General features: G+C 47.4%; 27 protein-coding genes. 23 read left to right on the top strand and 4 right to left on the bottom strand.

Annotated elements, in window-relative coordinates:
* The first annotated feature begins 182 nt into the window (after positions 1-182).
* Positions 183-1,055, top strand: a complete 873-nt coding sequence (locus tag HII30_RS00395; RefSeq protein WP_169502950.1) for an AraC family transcriptional regulator — start codon at positions 183-185, stop codon at positions 1,053-1,055.
* A 310-nt stretch (positions 1,056-1,365) separates the two neighbouring features.
* Entirely contained in the window at positions 1,366-2,211 is an 846-nt protein-coding gene (gene mle, locus HII30_RS00400) for an alpha/beta fold macrolide esterase (protein ID WP_169502951.1), read from the top strand.
* Positions 2,212-2,349: 138 nt separating this feature from the next.
* Here the strand turns inward: mle and HII30_RS00405 are convergent, their stop codons facing one another.
* A complete protein-coding gene (locus HII30_RS00405; RefSeq protein ID WP_169502952.1) occupies positions 2,350-3,087 on the bottom strand; it encodes a hypothetical protein in 738 nt (245 codons plus the stop codon).
* Between the two features lie 337 nt (positions 3,088-3,424).
* Here HII30_RS00405 and HII30_RS00410 point away from each other — a divergent pair, with 337 nt between their 5' ends.
* From HII30_RS00410 to HII30_RS00445, 8 genes are all read left to right on the top strand, one after another.
* Positions 3,425-4,873 (top strand): DEAD/DEAH box helicase, encoded by a 1,449-nt coding sequence (locus tag HII30_RS00410; protein WP_169502953.1) that lies wholly within the window; start codon positions 3,425-3,427, stop codon positions 4,871-4,873.
* 206 nt (positions 4,874-5,079) lie between these two features.
* Positions 5,080-5,877 (top strand): hypothetical protein, encoded by a 798-nt coding sequence (locus HII30_RS00415; RefSeq protein WP_169502954.1) that lies wholly within the window; start codon positions 5,080-5,082, stop codon positions 5,875-5,877.
* A 48-nt stretch (positions 5,878-5,925) separates the two neighbouring features.
* A complete protein-coding gene (locus HII30_RS00420) occupies positions 5,926-6,864 on the top strand; it encodes an AraC family transcriptional regulator (protein ID WP_169502955.1) in 939 nt (312 codons plus the stop codon).
* A gap of 14 nt (positions 6,865-6,878) precedes the next feature.
* Positions 6,879-7,271 (top strand): DUF1761 domain-containing protein, encoded by a 393-nt coding sequence (locus HII30_RS00425; RefSeq protein ID WP_169502956.1) that lies wholly within the window; start codon positions 6,879-6,881, stop codon positions 7,269-7,271.
* 113 nt (positions 7,272-7,384) lie between these two features.
* The gene (locus HII30_RS00430; RefSeq protein WP_169502957.1) at positions 7,385-7,975 is read left to right on the top strand and encodes a sigma-70 family RNA polymerase sigma factor; all 591 of its coding nucleotides are present in this window, start codon (positions 7,385-7,387) and stop codon (positions 7,973-7,975) included.
* Positions 7,950-8,666, top strand: a complete 717-nt coding sequence (locus HII30_RS00435) for a DUF3600 domain-containing protein (RefSeq protein WP_169502958.1) — start codon at positions 7,950-7,952, stop codon at positions 8,664-8,666. Before HII30_RS00430 ends, HII30_RS00435 begins: the two co-directional genes overlap by 26 nt.
* A 377-nt stretch (positions 8,667-9,043) precedes the next feature.
* Positions 9,044-9,385: a CD3324 family protein gene (locus HII30_RS00440; protein WP_343045023.1), complete on the top strand. Its 342-nt coding sequence runs from the start codon at positions 9,044-9,046 to the stop codon at positions 9,383-9,385.
* Positions 9,386-9,535: 150 nt separating this feature from the next.
* Complete coding sequence (locus HII30_RS00445) at positions 9,536-10,072, top strand: GNAT family N-acetyltransferase (protein ID WP_169502959.1); 537 nt, start codon at positions 9,536-9,538, stop codon at positions 10,070-10,072.
* Positions 10,073-10,164: 92 nt separating this feature from the next.
* Here HII30_RS00445 and HII30_RS00450 read toward each other — a convergent pair whose 3' ends face one another.
* Complete coding sequence (locus HII30_RS00450) at positions 10,165-10,527, bottom strand: winged helix-turn-helix transcriptional regulator (protein ID WP_169502960.1); 363 nt, start codon at positions 10,525-10,527, stop codon at positions 10,165-10,167.
* 104 nt (positions 10,528-10,631) lie between these two features.
* Between HII30_RS00450 and HII30_RS00455 the strand changes: the two genes are divergently transcribed.
* The 5 genes from HII30_RS00455 to lepB all read left to right on the top strand — a co-directional run bounded on the left by HII30_RS00455 (position 10,632) and on the right by lepB (position 14,143).
* Complete coding sequence (locus tag HII30_RS00455; protein ID WP_169502961.1) at positions 10,632-11,021, top strand: RidA family protein; 390 nt, start codon at positions 10,632-10,634, stop codon at positions 11,019-11,021.
* 292 nt (positions 11,022-11,313) lie between these two features.
* Positions 11,314-11,793 carry a hypothetical protein gene (locus HII30_RS00460; RefSeq protein WP_169502962.1) on the top strand — a complete coding sequence of 160 codons (480 nt, stop codon included), beginning with the start codon at positions 11,314-11,316 and terminating at the stop codon, positions 11,791-11,793.
* Positions 11,794-11,862: 69 nt separating this feature from the next.
* Positions 11,863-12,633: a hypothetical protein gene (locus HII30_RS00465; RefSeq protein WP_169502963.1), complete on the top strand. Its 771-nt coding sequence runs from the start codon at positions 11,863-11,865 to the stop codon at positions 12,631-12,633.
* 82 nt (positions 12,634-12,715) lie between these two features.
* Entirely contained in the window at positions 12,716-13,558 is an 843-nt protein-coding gene (locus HII30_RS00470; RefSeq protein WP_169502964.1) for a hypothetical protein, read from the top strand.
* A 9-nt stretch (positions 13,559-13,567) separates the two neighbouring features.
* Positions 13,568-14,143 carry a signal peptidase I gene (gene lepB / locus HII30_RS00475; RefSeq protein WP_169502965.1) on the top strand — a complete coding sequence of 192 codons (576 nt, stop codon included), beginning with the start codon at positions 13,568-13,570 and terminating at the stop codon, positions 14,141-14,143.
* A gap of 46 nt (positions 14,144-14,189) precedes the next feature.
* Here lepB and HII30_RS00480 read toward each other — a convergent pair whose 3' ends face one another.
* A complete protein-coding gene (locus HII30_RS00480; protein WP_211184347.1) occupies positions 14,190-14,840 on the bottom strand; it encodes a response regulator in 651 nt (216 codons plus the stop codon).
* Positions 14,841-15,016: 176 nt separating this feature from the next.
* Between HII30_RS00480 and HII30_RS00485 the strand changes: the two genes are divergently transcribed.
* The 4 genes from HII30_RS00485 (at position 15,017) to HII30_RS00500 (ending at position 18,199) form a co-directional block, all read left to right on the top strand.
* Positions 15,017-15,250: a hypothetical protein gene (locus HII30_RS00485; RefSeq protein ID WP_169502966.1), complete on the top strand. Its 234-nt coding sequence runs from the start codon at positions 15,017-15,019 to the stop codon at positions 15,248-15,250.
* A gap of 181 nt (positions 15,251-15,431) precedes the next feature.
* On the top strand, positions 15,432-16,535 hold the full coding sequence (locus tag HII30_RS00490; RefSeq protein WP_169502967.1) for a sensor histidine kinase: 1,104 nt from the start codon (positions 15,432-15,434) through the stop codon (positions 16,533-16,535).
* On the top strand, positions 16,528-16,962 hold the full coding sequence (locus tag HII30_RS00495; RefSeq protein ID WP_169502968.1) for a response regulator: 435 nt from the start codon (positions 16,528-16,530) through the stop codon (positions 16,960-16,962). The genes HII30_RS00490 and HII30_RS00495 overlap by 8 nt, the downstream gene beginning before the upstream one ends.
* Positions 16,949-18,199 (top strand): HD-GYP domain-containing protein, encoded by a 1,251-nt coding sequence (locus HII30_RS00500; protein ID WP_169502969.1) that lies wholly within the window; start codon positions 16,949-16,951, stop codon positions 18,197-18,199. Before HII30_RS00495 ends, HII30_RS00500 begins: the two co-directional genes overlap by 14 nt.
* Before the next feature lie 96 nt (positions 18,200-18,295).
* Here the strand turns inward: HII30_RS00500 and HII30_RS00505 are convergent, their stop codons facing one another.
* Positions 18,296-19,441, bottom strand: coding sequence for an ROK family transcriptional regulator (locus HII30_RS00505; protein WP_246245892.1), 1,146 nt, complete (start codon positions 19,439-19,441; stop codon positions 18,296-18,298).
* Positions 19,442-19,935: 494 nt separating this feature from the next.
* On the opposite strand from HII30_RS00505, the gene HII30_RS00510 reads away from it, so the two are divergent.
* From HII30_RS00510 to HII30_RS00525, 4 genes are all read left to right on the top strand, one after another.
* The gene (locus HII30_RS00510; RefSeq protein WP_169502971.1) at positions 19,936-21,399 is read left to right on the top strand and encodes an ABC transporter substrate-binding protein; all 1,464 of its coding nucleotides are present in this window, start codon (positions 19,936-19,938) and stop codon (positions 21,397-21,399) included.
* Positions 21,400-21,464: 65 nt separating this feature from the next.
* Positions 21,465-22,415 (top strand): ABC transporter permease subunit, encoded by a 951-nt coding sequence (locus tag HII30_RS00515; RefSeq protein WP_169502972.1) that lies wholly within the window; start codon positions 21,465-21,467, stop codon positions 22,413-22,415.
* Positions 22,416-22,444: 29 nt separating this feature from the next.
* Positions 22,445-23,281 carry a carbohydrate ABC transporter permease gene (locus HII30_RS00520; protein ID WP_169502973.1) on the top strand — a complete coding sequence of 279 codons (837 nt, stop codon included), beginning with the start codon at positions 22,445-22,447 and terminating at the stop codon, positions 23,279-23,281.
* Between the two features lie 30 nt (positions 23,282-23,311).
* Complete coding sequence (locus tag HII30_RS00525) at positions 23,312-24,418, top strand: SGNH/GDSL hydrolase family protein (protein ID WP_169502974.1); 1,107 nt, start codon at positions 23,312-23,314, stop codon at positions 24,416-24,418.
* Positions 24,419-24,425: the final 7 nt, after the last annotated feature.

A 24,425-nucleotide genomic window follows, 5' to 3' on the forward strand; every position in this document is an offset into this window, starting at 1 on the left:
CAATGAGACGAAGATTCCGCGTTTCTTTAGAAGTAAAGCAGATATAATTGGAGGTGAAGATTCATCGGGGAGAGCCGTACCCTAACAAACAGCAAGTTAAGCAACCCCACAAATCGGTGCATGAGATGTCGGATGTGAACTTTTTATTCTTGATATTCTATACCTGAAGGGAGGTCATTCATATGGATTGGCTCGGAGACCTGAATAGAGCATTACAGTATATTGAAGAGAATCTGGAGGAAGACATTGATTTGAAGGAAGCGGCGAGACTGGCTCATTGTTCGGACTATCACTTTTCAAGAATATTCTCTTTCCTTGCGGGCATTTCCCTGTCGGAGTACATCCGCAGGAGACGCCTCACGCTCGCGGCATTTGAGCTTCAAGCTGGAGACTTGAGAGTTGTGGATGTGGCCGTGAAATACGGTTATACATCGGCAGACGCTTTTTCCAGAGCTTTTCAGGCATTGCACGGGATATCGCCTTCTTTGGTCAAGTCTCATGCCCCATCTTTAATAGCCTATCCACGAATGACCTTCCAATTAACGGTTCAGGGAGGAAATGCTATGAATTATCGTATCGTTGAGAAAGAAGCGTTCCGTATCGCAGGTATTATGAAAAGGGTGCCGATTCAATTTGATGGGGTCAATCCTGAAATTGCATCCATGTGGAAAAGCCTAACCACTGAGGATATCGAACTATTAAAGAAGCTTTCGAATATTGAACCACAGGGATTGATTTCGGCTTCGGTCAATTTTTCTGAAGGGCGAATGGAGGAGAAGGGAGAACTCGATCATTATATAGGCGCAGCTACATCCAAGGAGTGTCCTGAGAATTTTTCAACATTAGAGGTTCCCGCATTAACATGGGCGGTGTTCGAAGCTGTGGGACCGTTCCCGGAAACGTTACAGCATGTCTGGGGCCGAATCTATTCGGAGTGGTTTCCTTCTGCAAGCTATGAATTGGCGAGGGGACCGGAAATGTTATGGAACGAAGGCAAGGATGTATCTTCACCCCAATACCGAAGCGAGATTTGGATACCCGTGATCAAAAAATAATAGACTTGAAAATTCCCAAGAGTTGACATGGAAATTCTTCTTATGCTAGCATACACGTAACTGATTGGAACGGAGGGGTTACGTGTGTTGAACTAATTCTTTGATTTTCTTTGCGCAAAGGAACGAATAGTGGTTTAAGGCTATTTTGTGTGCATAGTAATCGAAGAATGGTTTGCCTTCACGGTAACCCGACTTAATTATATGATATGGAGGACAGAGAGGTCTCTGTCCTCATAGCTCTTTTTCGATTACCAATGCACAGGCTAATAGCCTGTGTTTTTCTTTTATTACAGGTATGGGAGGGAATCATATGAATGAACAAGTAATCAAAATTGATGGAATTGAAATATGTACAGACTGTTTTGGAGACCCTGCTAACCCGGCTATTTTATTAATTATGGGTGCCCAGTCCTCCATGATTTGGTGGGAAGAGGAATTCTGTCAGCGCCTGGCGGATGCAGGTCATTTTGTTATTCGTTATGATAACCGGGATGTGGGTCGTTCAACAGCTTACGAACCGGGTCAACCGAAGTACACGTTTGAAGATATGGCAGACGATGCCGTTAACGTATTGGATGCTTATGAGGTGGAGCACGCGCATATCTTAGGCATGTCCATGGGCGGTATGCTGACGCAAATGATCGCGCTGCGGCATCCGGAAAGAGTGCTAACCATTACCCTCCTATCATCATCCAATTTTGCACCGCATTTTCCCCCGATGGAGGAGAAGGTGATGGAGTTTTTCTCGAATATGGAGGCAGTCGACTGGACAGACGAACAATCCGTAGTTGAATTTACGATGGCTAGATCAAGAATCCTCGTTGGTTCAAAGCATCTCTTCGATGAGAACAAAGTTAGTGAATTAAGCAGGAAAGATTTTAGAAGAAGTAAAAACCCGGCTAGCATGACTAATCATGCGTTGCTGTCAGGTGGAGAGTCTTATCTTGCGAGGGCTGGGGAAATACAAGTTCCCGCTTTGATTATACATGGAACAGAAGACCCCGTTATCCCTTATGAACATGGAAAACATCTTGCTAACGAGATTCCAGATTCCGTGTTACTGTCACTTGCGGGGGCAGGGCATGAACTTCATTACGATGACTGGGACATTGTTATTGATTCTATTGCAAAGCATACTTCAAAGCGATATCGCTAATCAGTACAATAAGGCCGCCGATTACTTCGGCGGCCTTATTGATGAGTTGTTATTAGGATGGAAGAAAAGGAACTCTTGATTTAACGTTTACACGAACATACTGATAGCCTCTCTCATTACGAACATCCGTGATCCAACCTAAGGCGTCCACTCATCATGCACAATGCCCACCAGCGAGCGATCCATGCCGTTCTTCTCAAATACGAGACGCAGGCTGCGCCAATCCACGCCGCCGTATTCGGGGTTCACGCCCTCAATGTGGTACTCTACGAAATCATGCGTCTCCTTCGGGTACACTTCGTTCAGATTGTTCACGGTCGTCCCTTCGCCGAGTGATTTGTTTAAACCGACCTCTGCATCGTCGAAGAAGTTGGCATCATACACAAATTTCTCGTGGTAGTCGGCGTAGGTTAACTCGATCTCCTTACCGCTTCCAGCGAACTCTCCCCATTTGCGCGCCGTATTGCTCGACATGACATCCGACATTTCCTCTCGCGTCAAAACCTGATCCTTCTTGGGATCAATGTAGGCATAGGGCGAGAAGCGGACGCCTCTCTCCGGATGAGCCCAGGCTGCCACCGTTTCCATATCGCCTGACTTCAAGGCTCGAAGCACGGTCGTTGCTGCTTCCTTCGCGGTCGGCGGCATGCCTTCGTCTACGGCTTCCTGCGGTTCTTCCACCGGCTGTTCAGCCTGCGGCTCTTCCTCCACTTGAGGTTCTTCCTCTTGTTGAGGCTCCTCCATCTGAGGCTCCTCCGCTTGTGGCTGTTCGGCTTGCGGGTTCTGCGGCTGTGACTGTTCTGACGGCTCCGTTTCGCTGCAAGCGCTCAGCACCAGCACCCCTGCAAGTACGGATATATACCAGAATTTCTTCATAGTACCCATCACCTGCCCTTTCTCCAATGTACATATTAGACGCGTGATAGCGGAAGGATGTTTCAGATAAACATCTGAACACGATAAATAGGTTATACTATATAGGATGAATTAAAGAAAAACCTTCCTATAGCGGAGGTGACAAGTGATTCTGGAGAAGCGAAGCGTCCGCCTTTGCCTCCAAAATGCCACCATAGACTATAATTCAAAGCATTTTGGAGGCAACAGCGGTCGTAAGAACACTTGCCATCGCAGCCACCAGGGAGAGTAACTTTTAACTTCAGTCTATATAGAGCTTGAAAAACCAATCGGATGATTACATAAAAGGGGTTTACGTATGAGTGAGCAAGGCTTTCAGGATTACAGGTTAGGCGAGGACATTACCCGTGCTTTAAACAGCCTCGGATATAAGCAGCCAACAGAAGTGCAGCGCAAGGTGATTCCTTCCGCGCTGGAGCAGAAAGATATGACGGTCAAGTCCCATACAGGAAGCGGTAAGACGGCGGCGTATGCCATACCGATCTGCGAGATGCTGAAGTGGGATGAGAATCGGCCGCAGGCCCTGATCCTGACGCCGACGCGAGAGCTTGCGGATCAGGTTACGCAGGACGTAATGAATATCGGCAGATATAAGCGAATCAAGGCTACCGCTGTGTATGGGAAGCAGCCTTTTTCCAGGCAGAAGGTGCAGCTGCAGCAGAGAAATCATGTCATTGTCGGCACACCGGGGCGGTTGATCGATCATATCGAGAAGCAGACAATTGACCTGGAGCAAATCCGGTATCTGGTGATTGATGAAGCGGATGAGATGCTGAACATGGGGTTCATTGAGCACGTGGAGAAGATTATCCGCGAGCTGCCGCTGGATCGAATGACAATGCTGTTCTCGGCGACGCTGCCTGGGGATGTGAAAAGCCTATGCCACAAGTATATGGATCATCCGCTGGACATCGAGGTGGTAACGGAGGCCAGAACGACAAGCCAGATTGAGCATGCGCTTTACCCGGTTCGGGATGAGAACAAGCTGAGCCTGCTTCGGGATGTTACCGTGGCGGAGAATCCGGATAGCTGCATTATTTTTTGCCGTACCCAGATCCGGGTTGAAGTTGTGTTTAAGGAGCTGGATCAGCACGGATACCCTTGCGGCCGAATCCACGGCGGCATGATGCAGGACGATCGTACGAAGGTGATGAACGCGTTCAAGCAGGGGGCCTTCCGCTATCTGATCGCGACGGATGTCGCCGCCAGAGGAATCGATATCGAGAACATCAGCCATGTGATCAACTATGATTTTCCGCAAGAGAGCGAAAGCTATGTTCACCGCACCGGCCGAACGGGAAGAGCCGGACAGTCGGGGACCGCGATCTCCTTCGCCACACCGAAAGAAGATAAATTCGTAGCCAGCGTCGAGCGATATATCGGATTTGAGATTGCGAAGCGGGACAAGCCTTCTGCAGAAGAGGTATCACGTAACCGTCCTGCTTTTGAAGCGAAGATCACAAAAGCAGCAGCGATCAAGAAGGACCGGAGCTCGCGTGCGAATCAAGAGGTGCTGAAGCTTTATTTTAACGGGGGAAAGAAAAAGAAGATCAGAGCAGTGGACTTCGTCGGCACGATTGCCAAAATTGACGGGGTGTCCGCGGATGACATCGGAATTATCTCGATCGAGGAGAACGCCTCCTACGTGGATATTCTCAACGGCAAAGGACAACTTGTGCTCGCTGCAATGAAGGAGACGACGGTGAAAGGCAAGCTGCTGAAAGTGCATGAGGCGAACCGGAAGTAAAAAGGCGGCGTAGAGCTTTGAGCAAAGCAATAGACACCGTTCATGCGCTCGGACTTCCCAATATATCTAGTGGTTCTCTATCATGATAGAGAGCCCTATTGGTATTTCAGAGCTGCTTAAATAACGGGCAAAATGTTTAATATCCAATAAAAAAGGAGTGGAGAATCATCATCTATAGAGCGGCTCCCTACACTCTAATGCTTGGTATGTTTCTTATCGCTTTGGATGGTCTCTGGATCATGGATAGCTATGATTACATAGATATGTATCCGAGGAGAGCATATTTTCTGTTAATTCTCGGACTAGGCATGATGTTTATCTCTCATTGGATCATTCAGCATGAGCGCAAGGGTGCTGTACATACAAAGAATGAAAGCAGCCATGAAGAAGCAGACAAGACGGCTGCTCAGCGATTTGTGAACCGCATGTGGGAACAACGAGAGACCGTCGGAGGCAAATTGCTCCTGTCTGTTCTTGTGATCTTGGGTATTATGGCGATTGTTGATCTGGGGATGGCGCTGCGCATCCTGCAGCCGGTCCTGTTTGTCGGCATGATTGTGACTTCATTTATCTATATCATGAATGATGAGGGCGAGAAGGTGAAGGAGGAGGAGCTTGAACCCGAAAGTCACACCATGCGGGTGATTCTCCGTCTGATCGACTACAGAAGGCATCCTTTCAGCCTAGGCCTGCTTATCTTCCTTATCATTGTGGTAACGGTGCTGCTGTCCAAGGAGCTCGGATTCACGTTTAGTCTGGAGACCGGCGGCCATCCGAGATACACCATGAGTTTACCCGTGGCGGCCTTTCTCTTATCCGGGTTAACCATGGCCTGTGGATGGATATATATCAGGCAGCACTGTGATTTCTTCGGTCTTCGTCAGGCCGAACAAGGTCCTTATAAACTTTTTCATATTCATTTTTTCGAAATTGTCCTTTGCGGAGCCTCGTTTTTTATCTGGTTGTTCGTTTTAGTGATAGAATTGTTTTTGAATGGATTGTGAGCTTGAGCTGGCGATGTAAATGCTCAGTGACAAAGGAGTTTTTTTCAAATGTACGGAACAGAACAACAAAAACAAGTCGATAAGGTGCTGCAGTATATTGAGCAAAATTTAAGTGAACCACTCCCTCTCGAGAAGCTTGCAAAAATCTCCACGTATTCAGCTTATCATTTTCAGAGGCTTTTCAAGTCACTTACCGGCGAAAACCCTGCAAGCTATGTAAAAAGGCTCAGGATGGAGAATGCGGCCCATTTATTAATCTATGAGTACAATATTTCTGTTACCGATGTAGCCTTCATGTCAGGTTTCACATCCTTGTCTTATTTTACGTACGCCTTTAATCAGCACTTCCATACGAGTCCGAAGAAATGGCGTGAAGGCGCCTATCTGGAACGGTTTCCTCGAGCATATGATAGCAAGAATTCTAAACCTAACCGCAGTATTAAGAAAGAAGAACAATCATCGACTGACTATAATAAGTTTACATGGCTGGATTTGAATAATGTGAAGACTATGGAGTTTCCAGTCTGCCTAACTATCAATAGAAGGAGGGTAGGTCCCTATACAGAAGGAATTACGAATGTGTGGGAAGATCTTTATCATTGGGCAAATTCAAGGGAATTCATTAAGTCGGATACGTTGATTTTCGGGGTTCCCAGGAACAACCCTTATATCACCCCTCCGGATAAAAGCCAGTATGATTGCCGGGTTGAAATTGATGAGCGTGCAGTCCAGGCATTCCATCATGAAACCGTTTATCCGTTCATGGGCGGCAAGCATGTGGTCTATACGTTCGAGGAGCCGGTCGATTACAGCGAAAGAAGCCTGCTGATCGAATGCTATTCCGAGCTCTACAGCTTTTGGCTGCCGAAAAGTGGATACAGATATTTAGGGAATCCGATTGAATTGATTCAAATGAAACCTGTATGTGGATCGCTGTCCGTTGAGTGCAAAATTAAAGCGATCTGTTTAGCTATTGAACCGAAATAAAGGGGGATTTCTGTATGATCGATTGGGGAAGTATCAATTACTTGCCGGTTGTCGTCGGCGCAATGATCTACATTGTTTATGGGGGGGGTTATTATTCTATCTTATTGACAGGCAAAAAGGGAGACAGTCATGGAATGGTACCGAGTAAGGGGCCCTTTAAATATATTTACTCCATCATCATAGCATGGGTCAGCTCCTATCTGCTGGCTGTACTCGTTCAATCCATCGACTCTGCCGGGGTGATGACAGGAGCGTTGATAGGGTTTATTATTGGGATGATCATTACCATGGTCTACCTTAAAAACTACCTGTTTGGACTAATGGGTAAAACGTCGTTTCTGACGGCGATTGGAGATCACCTCGTGATCTTCACCCTATTGGGAGCAGTGCACGGAGCATTCATTTAAAGAATCAGGTTATCGTCTGGTTCTTTTTTTGTACATATTTTTAGGCAAAACCGAACCTTTTCGCCACATGGAGCCAATATAGGTCAAAGCTAAATTTTAGGGAGGGCCCCCCGATGAAGGAAGTGAATGTCCAAGCGCTGCTAACGCGGATGGCGGACGGGGATGACAGAGCGTTTGAGGAGCTGTATATGGAAACCCGGCATGATGTCTACCGGATGGTCGCTTTTCTGATCCCGGATTCGCACGATGCGGTAGAAGTAGCCAATGAGGTATACGTTCAATTATGGAAGTCATTTCGCACATATGACGGTAACCGGCCATTTCATTTCTGGCTGCATGGGATCGTGGTTCGCCTGGTGAATAATCACCGGAGAAGCCTGTGGCGCCACTTCCGCAGGCACGACATGCTGAAGCAGACTCTTCGTACGAGTGATCCGCAGCATCACGAACCGATGAATGATGTAGAAACCCGGGATGAGATGATGTATCAGGTCATGAAGCTGTCCAAAAAGCTGCGTACCGTTGTGGTGCTGCGCTGCTATCAGGATTACAGTTTAGAGGAAATTGCAGATCTTCTGAATATACCAGTGGGTACCGTGAAATCTCGTTACCATGCCGCGATCACGAAGCTGCGAACAACGTGGAATCACATATCGGATGAAAAGGTGGAGAGCTCTCATGAATATCGAATCACACATTCGTAAGTCCTTTCAAAGGTATGCCCCAAGCCTGGATGTCCCGGCGGAACTGGACACGAAAGTTGCCAAAGGCTTGAGACGACAGAGGTCCCGTGGCAGAAGAGTCGTGAGAAAATTCCAGCGTGTCGTGTTTATTGCTTTACTCTCTGCGTGCGCTGTTACGGCAACCGCTGCTGCTGCCAGCCCGGAGTTCGCTGACCGCATTTACGGCTCTTTTGAAGAAATTAAGAAGAACGTTGCCACGATGACGATCCAGCAGTACCAAAAGGTCGGGATGAAGTTTGCCGGGGCGCAGAAAACGCTGGGTGAAGACTACCCTGTATTTGAGAAGCTGTCCAAACAAATGGTCGCCTATAAGGTGGAGTATGCCAACAAGCACTGGCAGGTTGATTTCTCCGTCCTTCCGCCTGACACATACGCAGCACTAAAGCAGCTGTATGGGGATATCCAGCCGTATTTTGATCGCTTGAATGACCTGCCGGCTGCCCGCGATGTGCTCACCCCGGAGGAGTATGAGATCTACATCTCAGCACAAGTGCAGCGAGAGACCATCATGTCGAAGGCCGGGGTCAATCCGAGCGATGGTCCCGTGCAGCTGAAGCAGCTGCCAAAGGAACTGCGCTCTGAATACAAGAAGGCTAAGAGCACGATCCTGGGGGTAGAAGAGCGCCTCATTCAGATGAAAGATCAGAAATAGGTCATTAAAAACATGCTATGTCACCGCGAAGGCTGCCGGGTTTATCGGCGGCCTTTGACGCCTGCATAAACTGCCGTCACGAACAGCACGGTGGGACGTGCCAGAAGGCAAGCAGGCCAAAGTGATACAACAGCAAGGAATTTTGCAATGCGGTACAGAAATAATTACAGGGTTACATTTCTCTTCATGTGATACAGAAATAGTTATCGTTACATTTATGATAGAAAGAGAGGAAGTCGTTATGATGAGGGTTCAAAACCTGATTTGCTTGAGAATATTCTCGGCGCAAGGTTTCAGTACTCGCTCCATGCAAAGTCTACGTGACAAGCGAGATCGGTTATTTGCATGGAGCAGTGTGATATAGCCGAACAAGTTCCGTGCAGCTAGTAAGCTTGTCACATGGGCTTTGCAACCTGGCCATCTCTATCATGGTAAAAGGGGCGAAGCCGATGAAATATGTATCAGCAAGTAAGATTTTACCCGATGATTTACTCCATGAAATACAAAAATACGTACATGGCAGTGTGCTGTATATTCCTTCACCGGAAGGGCGCAGAAAAAAGTGGGGACAGGTCTCGGGGCAGAGAGAGTATTTGCAGAAACGAAATTTAGAGATCAAGCAATTATTTCGAATGGGCCATAGTATTCAACAGCTCACAGATTTGTATTGCTTATCTGAAGATACGGTCAGGAAGATTGTATACAAAAGAGAGAAATAGCAGCAGGCTCGTGTTGGAATCAAATCCGATGCGAGCCTTTTGATGATTTCGTAAACGGTTATAAGCATTGTTTGCCTACTTTTTGATATCGAGGGCCTGTATACTTCTGGATATATAATGGCGTCAGCCAGGGAAAGGAAGGGGTCAGCCATGAAGGTAGAGCTGCAGCTTAGCCGTATGGAAGACAAATTTATTATCAACAATATTTATCCTTTATATCTGTATGATCTATCCGAAATTTGGGGGCATCAAACCAATCGGTACGGCGTGTTTGAAGAGGACGATACTCGGACATTAGCCGAACAAAACCGGGTTTTTGATATATGGTGGGAACATCCGGGCGTTTTGTTTCCTTATCTCATTAAGGTGAATGATCTCCCTGCGGGGCTTGCTTTTGTGGCAACTTCGCCCTATACGCCATGTCCGTCTTACATTGATTACTATTTGAACGAGTTCTTTCTATTGCGTCAGTATCGAGGAAAAGGAGTAGGAGAACAGGCAGTACGGCAGCTGATTGACAAAATGCCAGGTCATTGGGAGCTGCAGACTAATCCCACAAACCGAAATAAGCGTGCGCAAAAATTCTGGCGTAAGACGCTGGCTGTCTGCACGAACGGCGACTATAAGGAAGAATTAGGTCATCAGCAAGAACACGGGGAGATGCTTATATTTCGTTTTCTCAGATAAATTTGTCGATATTGGTTCACTCAATGCAGACAGTAAATTGTTTCTGAGACAGAATGCATCTATCTCCGTGTGGCTCACACGACAGACCGTGGTTATATGTCTTCTTTTATTATCATGGGAGGTTGATGGAGTGCTCCCCACTCACATAACCCCTCCAGAATGGGGAGCAGGGTTTTCGCTTTTTCAGTAAGCCGGTATTCCACTTTTGGAGGGACTTGGGGATATTCTTTTCGTTCCACCATCCCATCCTGCTCCAGCTCTTTAAGCTGTGAACTTAGTGTTTTATATGTAATCGCCCCGACTTGTCTCTTCAGATCGTTAAATCGAACCGGCTCGTTCTCCGCCAAGAGGTAAATAATAACCATTTTCCACTTGCCGCCAATGACGGACAGTGTATAACCGAACGGAGTGTCTTTAAGATGCTTCACTTTGCCCCTGTACTCAGCCATACTCATGCGAACACTATCCTTTCTGGTAGTACCTATCTTTAAAGTGCGTACTACTTTTTTGTTTGCCACCATTTTATACTAACCATACTTTGAACGGAAGGGGAACAAAAATGAGGATAGCAAAAACGTTTGATCACGGTGTTGCATGGGAGGAAGGCAGCGGCATATCACAGGGCTATTCGATTAACGGCACGATCTATGTTTCGGGTCAGTTTTCTCACGATATGAAGAGCACATTCGTCGGTGCAGGAGACATCAAGGCGCAGACCAGGCAGACACTTGAGAATTTAGATCGCGTACTGGCAGGGTTCGGTGTCACGAAGTCAAACCTTGCTTATGTTGAGATATACCTGACAGACGTACAAGAGCATTTCGAGCCTTGCATTCAGTTGTTCGCAGAATATATGGGCCAGCATCGTCCTGCGGGCAGTCTCATTGGCGTGAACGCGCTGGCGTTTCCTGAGCAATTGATTGAAATCAGTGCTGTCGCTCACACGTAATGAGCACGGTCATCGCGGACCGATTGAGTAATTCTCCGCGAAAAAATGAAGCTCGGCACTGCAAAAGAAATGAGTGACGTCCTAGCTTATAGCTTGATCACAGGGGAGAGGCCAAAGGGGTCTCTTCCTTTCGGTAGGTTTAAGCACCACTTCCCCGTATCTGGTACGAAAGTATACCATCACCCCCTCTAAAGAACTCTTAAAAAATCACTCTCATGACTGACGTGACAGATTGGTATAGGCGATATAATGAGGACAGCGAATCGGTAACAACCTGAAAGGAGGACGCCTGATGAAGACAAGGAAATCGCGGATATGGATTGCTGGTGTTTCGTTAGGAATTTCCTCTGTGCTGGTCCTTGGCATTGTCAATGGTCAAGCTAATGTCGGATCGCTGATGTCGAAATGGTACGCCGATAGTTCTCATGGGATCCAAGAGATGCTGAACGGCATGTCGATTCACGCTATGAAAAAAGGTACGGCGGAAGTAGAGAATTATGTAAGCGCATTGTCGGAAAGCTCAGGGCAAGAGCTGTCCAACGCTGCGGACAAAGCCTTGTACAGGATGGATCAAAGTATCAGCCGTTACAGCCAGTATTATATCGAGCAAATCGATAGGGCCGAGGCCGAACTTGGCCGGAATTTGGAACAGGAGCTGGAGCAGTTCAGGGCAGAGACTTCAAAAGAGCAAAGTGAGCAGCTGGAACAACTTGCTGAAGATACCATCAACGAGCTGACACAGCAGCTAAATGTAAGCGGCGGGCTTAGGTAATCAGCAATTGAGTCATAAGGAATGTTATTTAACAGAACTATAAATGAGGAGATGATTTAAATGAAGAAGATGAAGAAAAAGGTAGTAGCAGGGGTAGTCACGGTTGGGATGGTAGCTTCGATGGGAACCGCATTTGCAGCAACAGGTGCCGGGGTTCAAGTACAGAACTGGTATACAACTGCATCAGGCGTTGTAAAAAGCATTGTTTCCGGCAACTTTGCTACCTACTATGCGAGCGAGAATGATATCCATAATAACAAGGTTAACAGCTCGATCGGCCAGGCACGCCAGGATATCCGCGACGCAGGGAACGCCGAGAAGAGCAGAGCAACTGATGCGGTAAATGCTGAAGTGGATGCATACATCGCGCAAATCCAAGGTGCTCAAGCAAAAATTGAGGCTAGCATGCCGCGTGAATATGACGCATACGTTTCTGTGACGAACAAAGAGACGAATACAGAAGTTAATAAAACGGGTGCAGCCAACGAGACAGCCCTGAATAGTGCGATCAAAAACCATCAAGGCGTATACATTGGCCGTCTGAATGAGGGTGTAGCTGCAACTCAGGACGCAGCAGTTAACGAATTGAACGAACAAATTCAGGCAACAAAAGATGCATTGAGCGCATTACTTGCTTCCGAGGGCGAGAATGCACAAGGTGAAATTGAAGAAAACCTGCGCAATAAGCTTGATGCTCTGCAAGCGAAGCTTGCCAAAGTTCAAACAGCTGGCGTAAACAACGCGAAGAAGGCAATTACAGACCGTGGAGCGGAGCTGGAGCAAGCAGCAAAAGCCGAACTGGACAGTATCGTTCAAGGCATCGCTATGGATCCTAAATAATAAAACTGGACGCACATAAACCGACAGAAGCCCTGTACAAACAGGGCTTCCCGGTTATTTTTAATCGAAAGGAGCATTAGAGATGGCACGCAGCAGACGAAGAAAAACAACAGGCTTCACCGTTAGAAATAAAGTCGCAGCCGGAATTCTCTCTTTAACAGCCGTTCTGATGGCCACGGGTATAACATACGCAGATATCGATCTTGCAGGCACCATGAAGGCATGGTTCACCCAAAAAACCGAGATAGCCCAACAAAGCCTGCAGCAAAGCATTCAATCCGAGACGGATCAGCAAAAGGCTCTGTTAAAGGCGGAATTGCAGCTTCGACTTCAGACATTATCTAATGAGCTGGATGCGTACACGGAGGAAGAGAAAAAACTCAGAATTGCGGCTATTGAACAATATGCGGCATCGCTGCTGGAGAGCCTCAACATTCAAAATGCCGAAGATCGGGAGCAGATCCTGAGCAAGCTGGAAGCCATTGCACAGAGCGCGCTCACGGCGATGGATTCCCTGGCTGCTAGCTATGTGGCGCCGGACTTAACATTTGTCCCAGCACCGAAGGAAGTACCGGTAGAAGACCCAGAGTCAGCGTCACCGGAGGAAGCATCGGAAGAAACACCGAAAGAAACACCGAAAGAAACACCAGTAGAATCGGCGGAAGAAGCACAGAAGGAAACGCCGGAAGCAGCTCCAGAGGTTAAGCAGCCAGAATCGTCGGCGGAACAAGCAGCTGAGCCTCAGCCTGAGCAGACACCAGAGTTACCGGAGGCTGCGCAAGAGTCTTCCGAAAAGCCGCCCGCAACCGAATCTAATGAGACACCGGAAGCCAACCCGGTAGACGAATCGGCACCTGTACAGGAACAAGCGCCAGCGCCGGCAGTCTCGCCGGAGCAGTCAGACGAAGCAGCCAGCGAACAATAACCGAAGGCGGTGCAATCCGGATTGGAACAAGTGAACGACAAGATCAGCGAGAATTCCCCGGCAGTCAGTGAGAAATCAACCCTGTGGGGATGGGTGAAGCTGATCCTTATTATTGGAGCGGTATATCTGGTTGTAAACAATATAACTGGACTAGACAGGGTTTCGGGCAACTCGATGAACCCTACCCTGCAGAATGGCGACGTCCTGGTTTTAAATAAGTGGTCTCTACTCTTCAAGCCTCCCCAATATGGAGATGTCGTCATTGTCCACGAAGAAGAACTCGGTTACAGCATCGTAAAAAGGGTTATCGGCGTAGATGGTGACCGAGTAAGGATAACGGACGGTATTACATATGTGAACGGGACGCCGCTCTCCGAGCTATATACCTATGGAACCTCGGAGGATGTGAACGAAGTCACCGTCGGAGATAATGAGCTCTTCGTAGTGGGCGATAACCGCAATCTTGGCGAGAGCTTGGACAGCAGAGATCCTGGTCTGGGTCCAGTCCATATCAGCAGTGTAAAAGCATATGTGTGGTTTTCGCTATGGCCGATGCACGGCATAGCGAAGCCCTTAGACCTATAAGAAAAGGAAAAATCCGACGGTAAGCGGCGGATTTTTCTTTATATCTCTAAGAAGGGCTGAGCTCGAACTCGACAAGTCCATGAGAGAGTGCGAACAAGGCGGCTTGGGTTCGATCCGTGAGGGATAGTTTGGACAGAATTTGACTGACATGCTTCTTGACGGTGAATTCGGTAATATGGAACTCGCTTGCGATTTCTTTGTTTGAGCGTCCCTTTCCGAGTGACAGCAGCACTTCAAACTCCTTGGGCGTAAGTTCATCAAGAGCTGGTTTACTATAGCTTGGTGTCGTTGTCTCCATTAAAGCTTCCATGCATACGGGATCGTAATACTTGCGACCGCGTGAGACCACGTCGATTGCATACAGCAGATCCTCTGGTAGCGCTTCCTTCAGGCAAATGCCTTCAACCCCCAGCTCTTGTGCCATGCGCAGCTGCTCGCTAGTAGCAGAGGAGGTCAAAACAATATATTTGCATTGAAATTTATTCTTTCTGGCATGGCGAATAAATTCAAGCCCGTTGTCTCCACCCAGATTTAAATCGACCAATACGAGTCCAGGGTTGGCGCTTGACATCAATTCCAGAGCTTCTGACGGGTTTGCGGCTTCACCGACGATATGGATGTTGTTCTCGGTGGATACGACCATACGAATCCCATGGCGAACAAGAGGATGATCGTCAAGAATCATTAAATGAATCATGCCTGGTTTCACTCCCTTACTTCAAATCGTATGATATACTTGAAAATAGTAAGAAGTGCCTATTATTGCTATATAAGTATTGTAAATGAAGCAAGACCTTTTGCCTACTAAAATATTCATCTTTAGGAGAATTCAGGAATGGTACATCGGATGCAGAATATATCTCTCTCGATCATATGGAAGTGGATCCTATTGTTGTCCTGTTTTATGCTGTATTTGGGATCTCGCCAGGAAGAGCCGGTTCAACCGGTTCTAGCAGCAGCTGGCATGCAAGCGGCGTACAGCATCGCGGTCTTCAGCAGATCATCGGCGCGAAAACTATCGGCCCTTATGTTCGCTGGAGACCTCCTCGTTCAAGCATACCTCCTATGGATGACTGGGGGGACTTCCAGTCCGTTCCTTCTATATAGTCTCGTAAGCTTAGCCATGATAAAACTGCATGTCCGCTGGAATTGGTATTATATTGCATCCTGTGCGTATCTTTCGCTGATACCCATTATTTTCGCAGCAGCGGATGGCATAGAAATCAGTATATACATCGCTAATAGCCACACTTACCTGATGCTGTGTTTTTTATTTTTTATCTTCTCCTTGGCCGTACACCACGGCGTTCAAAAAATAACACATCATATCCGCCTGATGACTTCCATCTATATTTCTCGTCCATTGCCGCTCCAATCCAGTCCTTCGGCAGCGGTTGAGTATGTTGAAAGAGCACTCAAAACAATTTTAAAAGACCGCCCGCTCTGGCTCTGCCTCAATACATCAAACCTGGAGCCTGAGGATCAAAGCTGGATTCACGCTTATTACAAGAATCAGCTTATGCTCCAATCGCCCTTGAATCACAAGACCAATCTTAGCTTGGTTTCGCCGACGGGTGAAGCGCTGGACATGCTCGTACAGCCCTTAAGAATCCGTAGCGGCAGGAAGTATGGCTGGCTGCTGATAGCAGCGAAGAAAGGCGAACTCCCGCTGTTTGACCAGATGTATACCAAGTTGATACTTATGAAGTTTGAAGCTTATTTTGATATGAACAAACAGGTAAAGGAAATTCAGTACAAAGCTGTTGCGAACGAGCGCGAAGTGGTGGCCCAGAATATTCATGACGGCATCGCCCAGGAGTTATTCTTCCTGTCTATTCAGCTGTTCCAATTCAAGGGCATGCTTCAGACGAAGAGCTCGGAAGAGCTGCTGAGTATGGTATCCGAGATGGAGAAACGGGTGAAAGAGAGCCATGGTGATATTCGGAAGCTGATTACCGAGCTTAAGGGAGAGAAACGGAGATTCAACCTTAACGAAGCGATCGAGAAGATGCTGCATCGCATCGCCGGTTCTGCCGGTGTAGATTTAATCTTTGAAAATGCGGGATGGACCTCGAAAGAAAACGTCGAAATCGAGGAGACTATTTATCACTTTATTGAGGAAGCGGCGAACAATGTTATTAAGCATGCACAGGCTAACAAGCTTTTTGTCCGCCTGGAGGTCACGAGCGTCCAATGGACCATTGTGGTGAAGGATGATGGTGTTGGATTGAAGAATAACGGTAACCTAGAGCAGCAGGGCAAATTTGGTATGATAGGTATGAGTAATCGGATTAAAGCGCTGGAGGGGTCGATCTCTGTTCATTCTGATGATGGGAGGGGAACTAGAATAACCGCCACAATCCCTCGGGAGAGGAGTTTAACGTATGTTTAAAGTTATCATCGCGGACGACCGTCCACATGCCCGGCTGGGTCTCCGAATGCTGCTGAGCGCAAGCCCTGAATATCGTATTGTGGGGGAAGCTTGTAATGGTACGGAAGTACTGGAGTGCTGCAAAAGATTACTGCCGGATCTGCTGCTTACGGATTTGAAAATGCCGGGCCTGTCGGTCATTGAAGGTGCAGAACGTCTGAAAGCCAAAGATGCAAATATGAAAATTATCATACTGACAGCACTCGACGAGTGTGAGGATATCTATAAGGCCGCCAAGGCCGGCGTAGACGGTTATTTTATGAAGGATACCGATCCCGGACAGCTTTTGTCTGCGATTCAGTGCATCATGGGAGGGGCCAAACTCTATCAGACGAAGGAGAATATTGATCATGCGCAGGACAGGTGGAATGCACATGCTGGTAAATAGACTGTTCGCGGAGCCTCCGCATCGTCTGCTTCTGCTTCTGATCAGCTCCATCTTCGCGATTCTGGCACTCTTCGAGCTGGTGAATACGGCGCTCGCGGAACGTAACGGATCCAGCGAGCTGGCTGCGACGCTGGCAGTGCTGTCGGTCGTTTCAGGAGGGCTGCTGTATGTAGATAAGCGAACCAAAGGGTATCAGAATCCCAGTCGGAAGGTAATTGCATTCATCGTTTTTTTGCTTATCATCGGAGTGTCGATATATTTTCACCCAGGAATATTCGATCAGGCATGGACGTTCCTTTTATTTTATCCTGTCATGCTCGGCTTGATTGCGAGTGGACGAGAATATAAGCTCTATTCTCTGCTCTACCTATTGTTGTTTTTCGGTTTAGGCATAGTGAGACACGAGGGTTCGGAATTCTCAGAAAGCTCCATGATTCAAACCGTCGAATTTCGGATTCTGATCTCCTTGGGCAGCGTACTGCTTGGAGGCATTGCAGTTCTGACCCGCGAACAACAAAAGAAACATGTTGAAAGCATTGCTCTACAGCAGCAAAAGCAGCAAATTATTAACCTGCTGCAAAGCTTCATTTCCGTTGGCGAGCGGAAAACACAAACCTCACGCAAAGAAATCAGTGACATGAGCCATCTGCTTAAAGCGCTTTGGAAGGAGCACCAGGGCAACACTTCTAAAGACTGGGAAATCGATATGCTGTCCCTATTACACTTTGTGAGCCGGGTAAAGCTGCCGGATTATATGTTTGAGAAGGAAGGAAAGTTGTCAGAGTTCGAGCTGGAGGTTGTCCAAGAGCACTGCTTCATGGCGAGGGAATTGTTCGGAGATGTGCCGGATCTCCTGGACGCTCAGAACACATTTCTCTATCACCACGAGAAGGTGAATGGCACCGGGTATCCCTACCGTCTGAAAGACGACCAAATCCCGATCCTCTCACAAATGCTCGGACTGGTGGAGGTGTTCCTGGCGATCACGACGCCGAGATCTTACCGGGACTCCCTGTCCAAAAGTGAGGCTTATGAGGAAATAGAAAGCTTGGCCGGTACCGCCTACAGAAAAGATATTGTCGAGGCCTTCGGACGGATCATTAACAGAGAGCCACCGAGAATTGAACGCCTGAAAGAAATCATTCATACTCGTGAGCCGCAGGCGCGGGCAGATGACTATAAATTGGATGTGAGAGAGAACATTGCATACAGCGGTCTGCAGGAGGAACAAGAGTAGCGTGAACCTATAAGCATTGGACATTAACAAAACAAAGATGCCTGCACCTATATCGATGGGGACAGGCATCTTTGTTTTTCAGCTTTGTCTTTCGCATCAAAGAGACAGCGTATCCAGCGGAATTTCGAATGCGTGCTTAATAACTAATCCGGCTGCAAGCTTGGTTTCGTCCGGTTTATCCTGAAGGTGAATCAGCTGCACGTTATTAACCGTTACAGGCAGCTCGTGCAGCACGCGGGCCTTGATCTCGCTGAACATTTCGGGACTGATGGCTGGAATGACGCGGCCTGTCATAAGCACACTGTCCGGATTTATAAATGTGATGATATTGGTAACGGCGATGGCAATGCCATTCACAATTTTCTCATATAAACTAAGGAACTTTGGATCTCCTGTTCTGATCCCTTCTGCGAACTCCTCTAGTGTGCATTTGATAGAAACGCTAAGCCCGCTGCTGGAAGCCAGCGTCGTCAAGCATCCGGATCTGCCGCAGTGACATGGATAAGCGTCTTCTCCATAAAAACCTTTATAATGCCCGAATTCACCTGCAACAAAGCTCGAGCCCGATATAATTTGCTTGTTCTGGACGATGGCGCCGCCAGTACCATAATCAAATTTGATCGTAATATTGTTGCTGGATTCCTTCAAAGAGCCGTTCATATTTTCATTGACAGAGAGAAGATTGACATCGTTCTCGATGTACACAGGAATGTGATATTTACCTTCAAGCAGCTGCTTGAGCGGGAGGCGATGAACCCCAATACCGGGTGTCCGCAGAACGATACCATGCTGAGAATCTACGAGACCCTGCATACTGATTCCAATTCCTTTTATTTTGGAGGGGTTGGGCACCTGAGTGAGCAGCTCATCGATTACTTCATGCAGCAGCTGCATCAGCACATCGATCGAACCATATTTGCTGCTTGTGCGTTCAGCGGAAGCGACAGCCTCTTGACGCAGGTTGTATACTTTTCCGCGAATGTATTTGCCCGCGAGTTCAAGGCCGATGGCATAATAGTGACCGCTATTAATGTGAAGGCCGACTCTTTTTCTTCCGCTGCCGACCTCCAAATCCATAAGCTCACCGGTCACGATGATTTTGTCTTCCAGCAGCCGATTAACGATATTGGTTACCGTTTGTCTGCTTAGTCCTGTCTTTTCCGCAAGCTCTACTCGAGAGATCGGGCCTTCTGAATAGATGAGAAAAAGAACCTTCTGCTGATTAATGGATTTCAATAACATATGGCTAGTTTGTCTGATCGTATCCTTCACGGTAAGCATCCTCTTTCCAGCAACATTTTATCTATAGTAATTCAAAACATTTGACAAATTAAGTCGGTCTTTGTAATAAGTGTAGCATTAATTATATGGGAATTAAAGTTCCAATCCATTGTATTGTTCTTGTACAAACTAAAAATTGTGTTGACATTGTCATCAGATGATATATTATATTTGTAAACTGAATTGATTAAATGAATTTTCAACTGCAAGCTATAAGAGATGGCTTGGACCAGGGAGGTTATATACTCAACCTAATAATTCTCGAACAAAGCGGGAAGTTTCTTATTTTTACCAAAATGTAAGCGCTTGTATGAATGTGAAGAAATATGATAAGCCGTCTAACATCAGTAAATATTTACAAATGATTTACCGGGCTTTGACAAAAGCCGAACAAAACAGCGTTATGCTGAAATAGTTAATCCAATATATTTATTAATTAATTGGGGGTCGAAGAAATGTTGAATGGAAACAAGAAACGGTGGATGAGCTCGGGTATTGCAGCATTATTATCCATAGCCATGCTGGCGGGCTGTGGCGGAAACAGCGGAACGAACGAGGGCGCATCAGGTACAACCCCTGGCTCGGATAAACCAGGTGCAGAAGTCGAGCTTTATGAGAATGGATTGCCGAAGAATGAAGAAGTCACGCTGAAGGTGGGTCTCTTTGTAGGAGGCTATGGCCGGGATTTTTTTGACAATGCCGCTGAATCGTTCAAAGCCAAGTACCCCAATGTCAAATTAGACATCACTGCTTCAGCAGACATGAAGACGATTCTTTCCACCAGGATCTCCGCAGGAAATGATAAAGATATGTTTGATCTGTTCAATACAGAGCCGTCTGGAGGCATTGTCGGGCTTGCGGAAGCCGGCAAGCTGGAACCGATGGATGATATCTGGGAATACCCGCTTCCAGACGCACCGGACAAAAAGGTCAAGGATCTCATGATGCCGGGTATGTACGAATCCACACCGCTGATCCAGGGGAAAAGATATGAATTTACGACAGCGAGCAGCTTCGGAGGATTGTTCTTTAACAAAAAGCTGTTCGAGGAGCACGGCTGGAACCAAAACCCGAACACATGGGATGAATTCAAGACCCTTCTGGCAGATATTAAAGCGGATGGCATTGCTCCCATAACGTTCCCGGGCATTCATCCAAGCTACCATAACTGGGCTTTCGGCGTTGCGAAAAACTTTGAGCTGGCTGATATCAATGGACATGTGGATGAATTTATCGAAAATTACAGAACGTACGGTTTGCCGCAATACACCAATCCAGAAAACATTGAAGCCTGGACGCGCTTCTATGAGCTTGGCAAAGAAGGATATTTTGCTGAAGGACTTCCGGCCTTGAACCATACCCAATCCCAAATGCAGGTGATTCAGGGGCAGGCCGCCATGGTATCCACAGGGACACATGTTGAGAATGAGATGAAAGAAGCGACTCCCGAGGACTTTGAATGGGGCTACATGGCGGTTCCTTTCCGAGAGAACACGGATCAAACGCTCTGGATTCGCAGCGGAACGACCAACTTCAACTATATCTGGGCAGCGAAGCCGGACTTGAACAAAAAGTGGGCAAAAGAGCTGATCGCATGGATGGTTACGCTTGAGAATCAACAGTTCGCTGCCGAAAATGCAGGTGCTTTGCCAATGCGTAAGGATCTGGCGGAGGACCCTGAAAGAGCAGCTAAACTTACCAGCTCTGCGCAAGCTGTACTGAAGTACATTGCAGATAACAAAGCTCAGACCTATAAGGCAAGCCGGTCGATCAGCATTTCTGATCCGAATCTTGCCCAGGCAGAAAAATTAATGAATGAGAATATTGTGAAATTTGCGATGGGCCTGCAGGATCCGAAGCCGATTCTGGAACAGGCGGAAGAACTGCTGAAAAAAGCGGTGGAAGCTGAAAAGAAATAAGATTGGGCGAAGCGGGGAGAACCTTCTCCGCTCTTCCTTTTTAAAAAGATAGGAGTTGAGCTCTTGTGTCGGATTCAACTGTTGTGAAGGCACCAAAAGCACCTGCGCGCAAGCGTTTAGGCCTCGATAAAGCGAATACGCAGAAGTGGATATTTCTGATCATAGCCATTGTGCCTCCCTTTGGCGGCTATCTGCTCTTTACCTTATTTCCGAACATTCTGTCCGTATATTATGCGATGCTCGATTGGGATGGATTTACAGATGCGACGTTTGTCGGGCTGTCCAATTTTGTTACCGCGTTCCAGGATAAGTATGTATGGCGTGCGCTTACCCACAATTTGATTTTTATGATTACAGTGCCTTTCTTTGTCATTGTCATTTCCTTGCTGCTCGCCTATTTAATTACGAACAAGACGTATAAAGAAAATAAGTTTCTGAAAGTGTTGTTTTTCTTCCCGAACGTATTATCTACCGTCGTTGTTGCGCTTCTCTGGGCTTTCATTTATGACGGATCGTACGGGCTGCTCAACGGGGTTCTGAAGTTTGTCGGAATCGATGTCGGGAATTTCTACTGGCTGGGCAATGAAAGCACGGCGCTGCTATCTATTATTCCGGCTTGGGTTTGGGGCGGCGTCGGCTTGTACGTCATTATTTTTGCCAATGCGATGCTCGGAATTCCGAAATCATTGTACGAGGCGGCTATTCTTGAAGGAGCCGGACATATGACACGCTTGATGAAAATCACCATGCCGCTCGTTACGCCCATTATCCGCGTCAGTGCATTGTTCCTCGTCGTCGGCACCATGAAGGGTTTCGAAATTATCCTCATCATGACGAATGGGGGCCCCTTCGGGTCAACAGATGTCATCGGCCTCTACATGTTTAACCTGGCGTTTGGTGTTGAATATCGGAATTACGGCTACGCGTCTGCAGTCGGTATGATTCTGTTCGTGATCTTGGTCACGGCCAAGCTGTTAATTGATAAATTTGTACCGAATAGAGGCTACGAGTACTAATTCGCATATGAAGGTTCGGAGGGATTTCATTGAAGGAAAAACGAACATTAATGGACATCGTATGGCGATTGGTGCTGTATGCCTGGTCGCTGACCATACTATTCCCCTTGATTTGGATAGTTTACGAATCGTTTAAAAGCAATCCTGAGTTTTTCAAAAATATATGGTCACTGCCTTCGGAACTGCGTTGGCAAAATTATTCGAAGGCCTGGAACCAATACGGCTTCGGACAATCACTCTTAAATACCCTTTATTATGTTGGGGGGAGTATGGTGCTGGGGCTGTTCTTCACAACCATTAACGCCTATGCACTGACTCGGATGCAGTTCAGGGGTAGAAAACTGATTTGGGGCTTGATTATGCTGTCCCTGTTCCTGCCCGGCATCAACGCGCTTGTACCCCAGTATGTCATTATGCGGGAACTGGGCTTGACCAACAGCTTGACCGGATTGATTCTTCTGTCCAGTCTGGGTGAAAGCGTGTTTTACCTCATGCTGCTCGGCGGATTTATGAGTTCTCTGCCCGTGGAGCTGGAGGAGAGCGCAACGATGGATGGCGCGACATTATTTCAAAAATTCTGGCGCGTGATTGTTCCGCTGTCTACACCGGGTATTGTAACCGTCGGTGTATTCAAGTTCTTAGGCTTCTATAACAATTTCCTGGCACCATTTATCTATTTGAGTGATCCCGGGAAGTACCCTATTGCGGTGCAAATGTATTCTGCCAATAAGCAAATGGAGTTTACAGCAGACTGGGTAACCTTGTTTGCCGGTGTAACCATTGCGATGGTACCGTCCATTATTATTTATATCTTATTCCAGAAACTGCTGATGGAAGGCGCAACCATGGGAGCGGTAAAGGGATAGCAGCACATTAAAGTAAGGGAGTAGACATAGATGACCGTTCAATCGAAAGACGTAAACCTGGATAAGCTGGGCGGAACGTTATACCCGGAGACCAAAAATAGCGAGCAGTTGAGATGGCATTCTCCGCTTGAAGCGCCTTTTCACATCGCGGGCTTCCCTTGGCTTGCGGAGGATGGCATTTACAGACGCCTCCCCTTGGCTTCCAGTGAAGTTGTGCCTCCTGCGGTGGATACCCTTGCTTATTGTACGGCAGGCGGTCAAATTCGCTTTCGCACCAATTCTTCCAGGCTGGTGATCCGGGTGCGGCTTGCCGGACCAGCCAATATGTATCACATGGCGCCGACAGGGCAGTGCGGGGTGGACTGCTATATTGGAGAGCAGGGAGAGCAGAACTTTATCACCACAGCGAAATTAAAACCGGCGGAAAGTGAATATGAATCACAGCTTTATCACTGGGAATCTCCCAGAGAAGTGGCGGTCACCTTGAATCTGCCGCTCTACCAAGGGGTAGAAGAAGTGTGGATCGGTGTAGATCAGGATGCTGTCCTAAGTCCTGCACCTGCCTATGCAAGCAGCAGACCCGTTATTATATATGGAACTTCCATCACGCAAGGAGGCTGCGCCTCCCGGCCGGGTATGGCCTATCCCAATATTCTCAGCCGTATGATTCCGATGGAGTTCGTCAATCTTGGCTTCTCGGGAAATGGAAAGGGTGAGCCGGAGCTCGCACAGATCATGGCGGACATCGAGGATCCTGCGATGTTCATTCTGGATTACGAAGGGAACACAGGGAAGTCCGAGAACATTGCAGGAACACTGCCTGCATTCATTCAGATTTTGAGAGATCGGCATCCTGAAGTCCCTATATTGGTTGTGTCCAGAATCTGCACTGCGGAAGACCAGTTCTACTCTGAAAGGAGGGAGCTTAATGATACCCGCAGGCTGATTCAAATACAGAATGTTGAGCAGCGGCGGACAGAAGGAGACCAGCATATCCATTTCGTCGACGGTTCTGAGCTGCTGGGGAATGACTTCGTCAATGACTGCACGGTTGACGGAACACATCCAACAGACCTCGGATTCCTGCGCATGGCACAGTCGCTCGCCCCCGTCATTAAGGGGCTGCTGCAGCTGTAATGAAGCC

The sequence above is a fragment of the Paenibacillus lemnae genome, from assembly GCF_012933385.1.
GTDB classification, from domain to species: Bacteria; Bacillota; Bacilli; order Paenibacillales; family Paenibacillaceae; genus Paenibacillus_AQ; species Paenibacillus_AQ lemnae.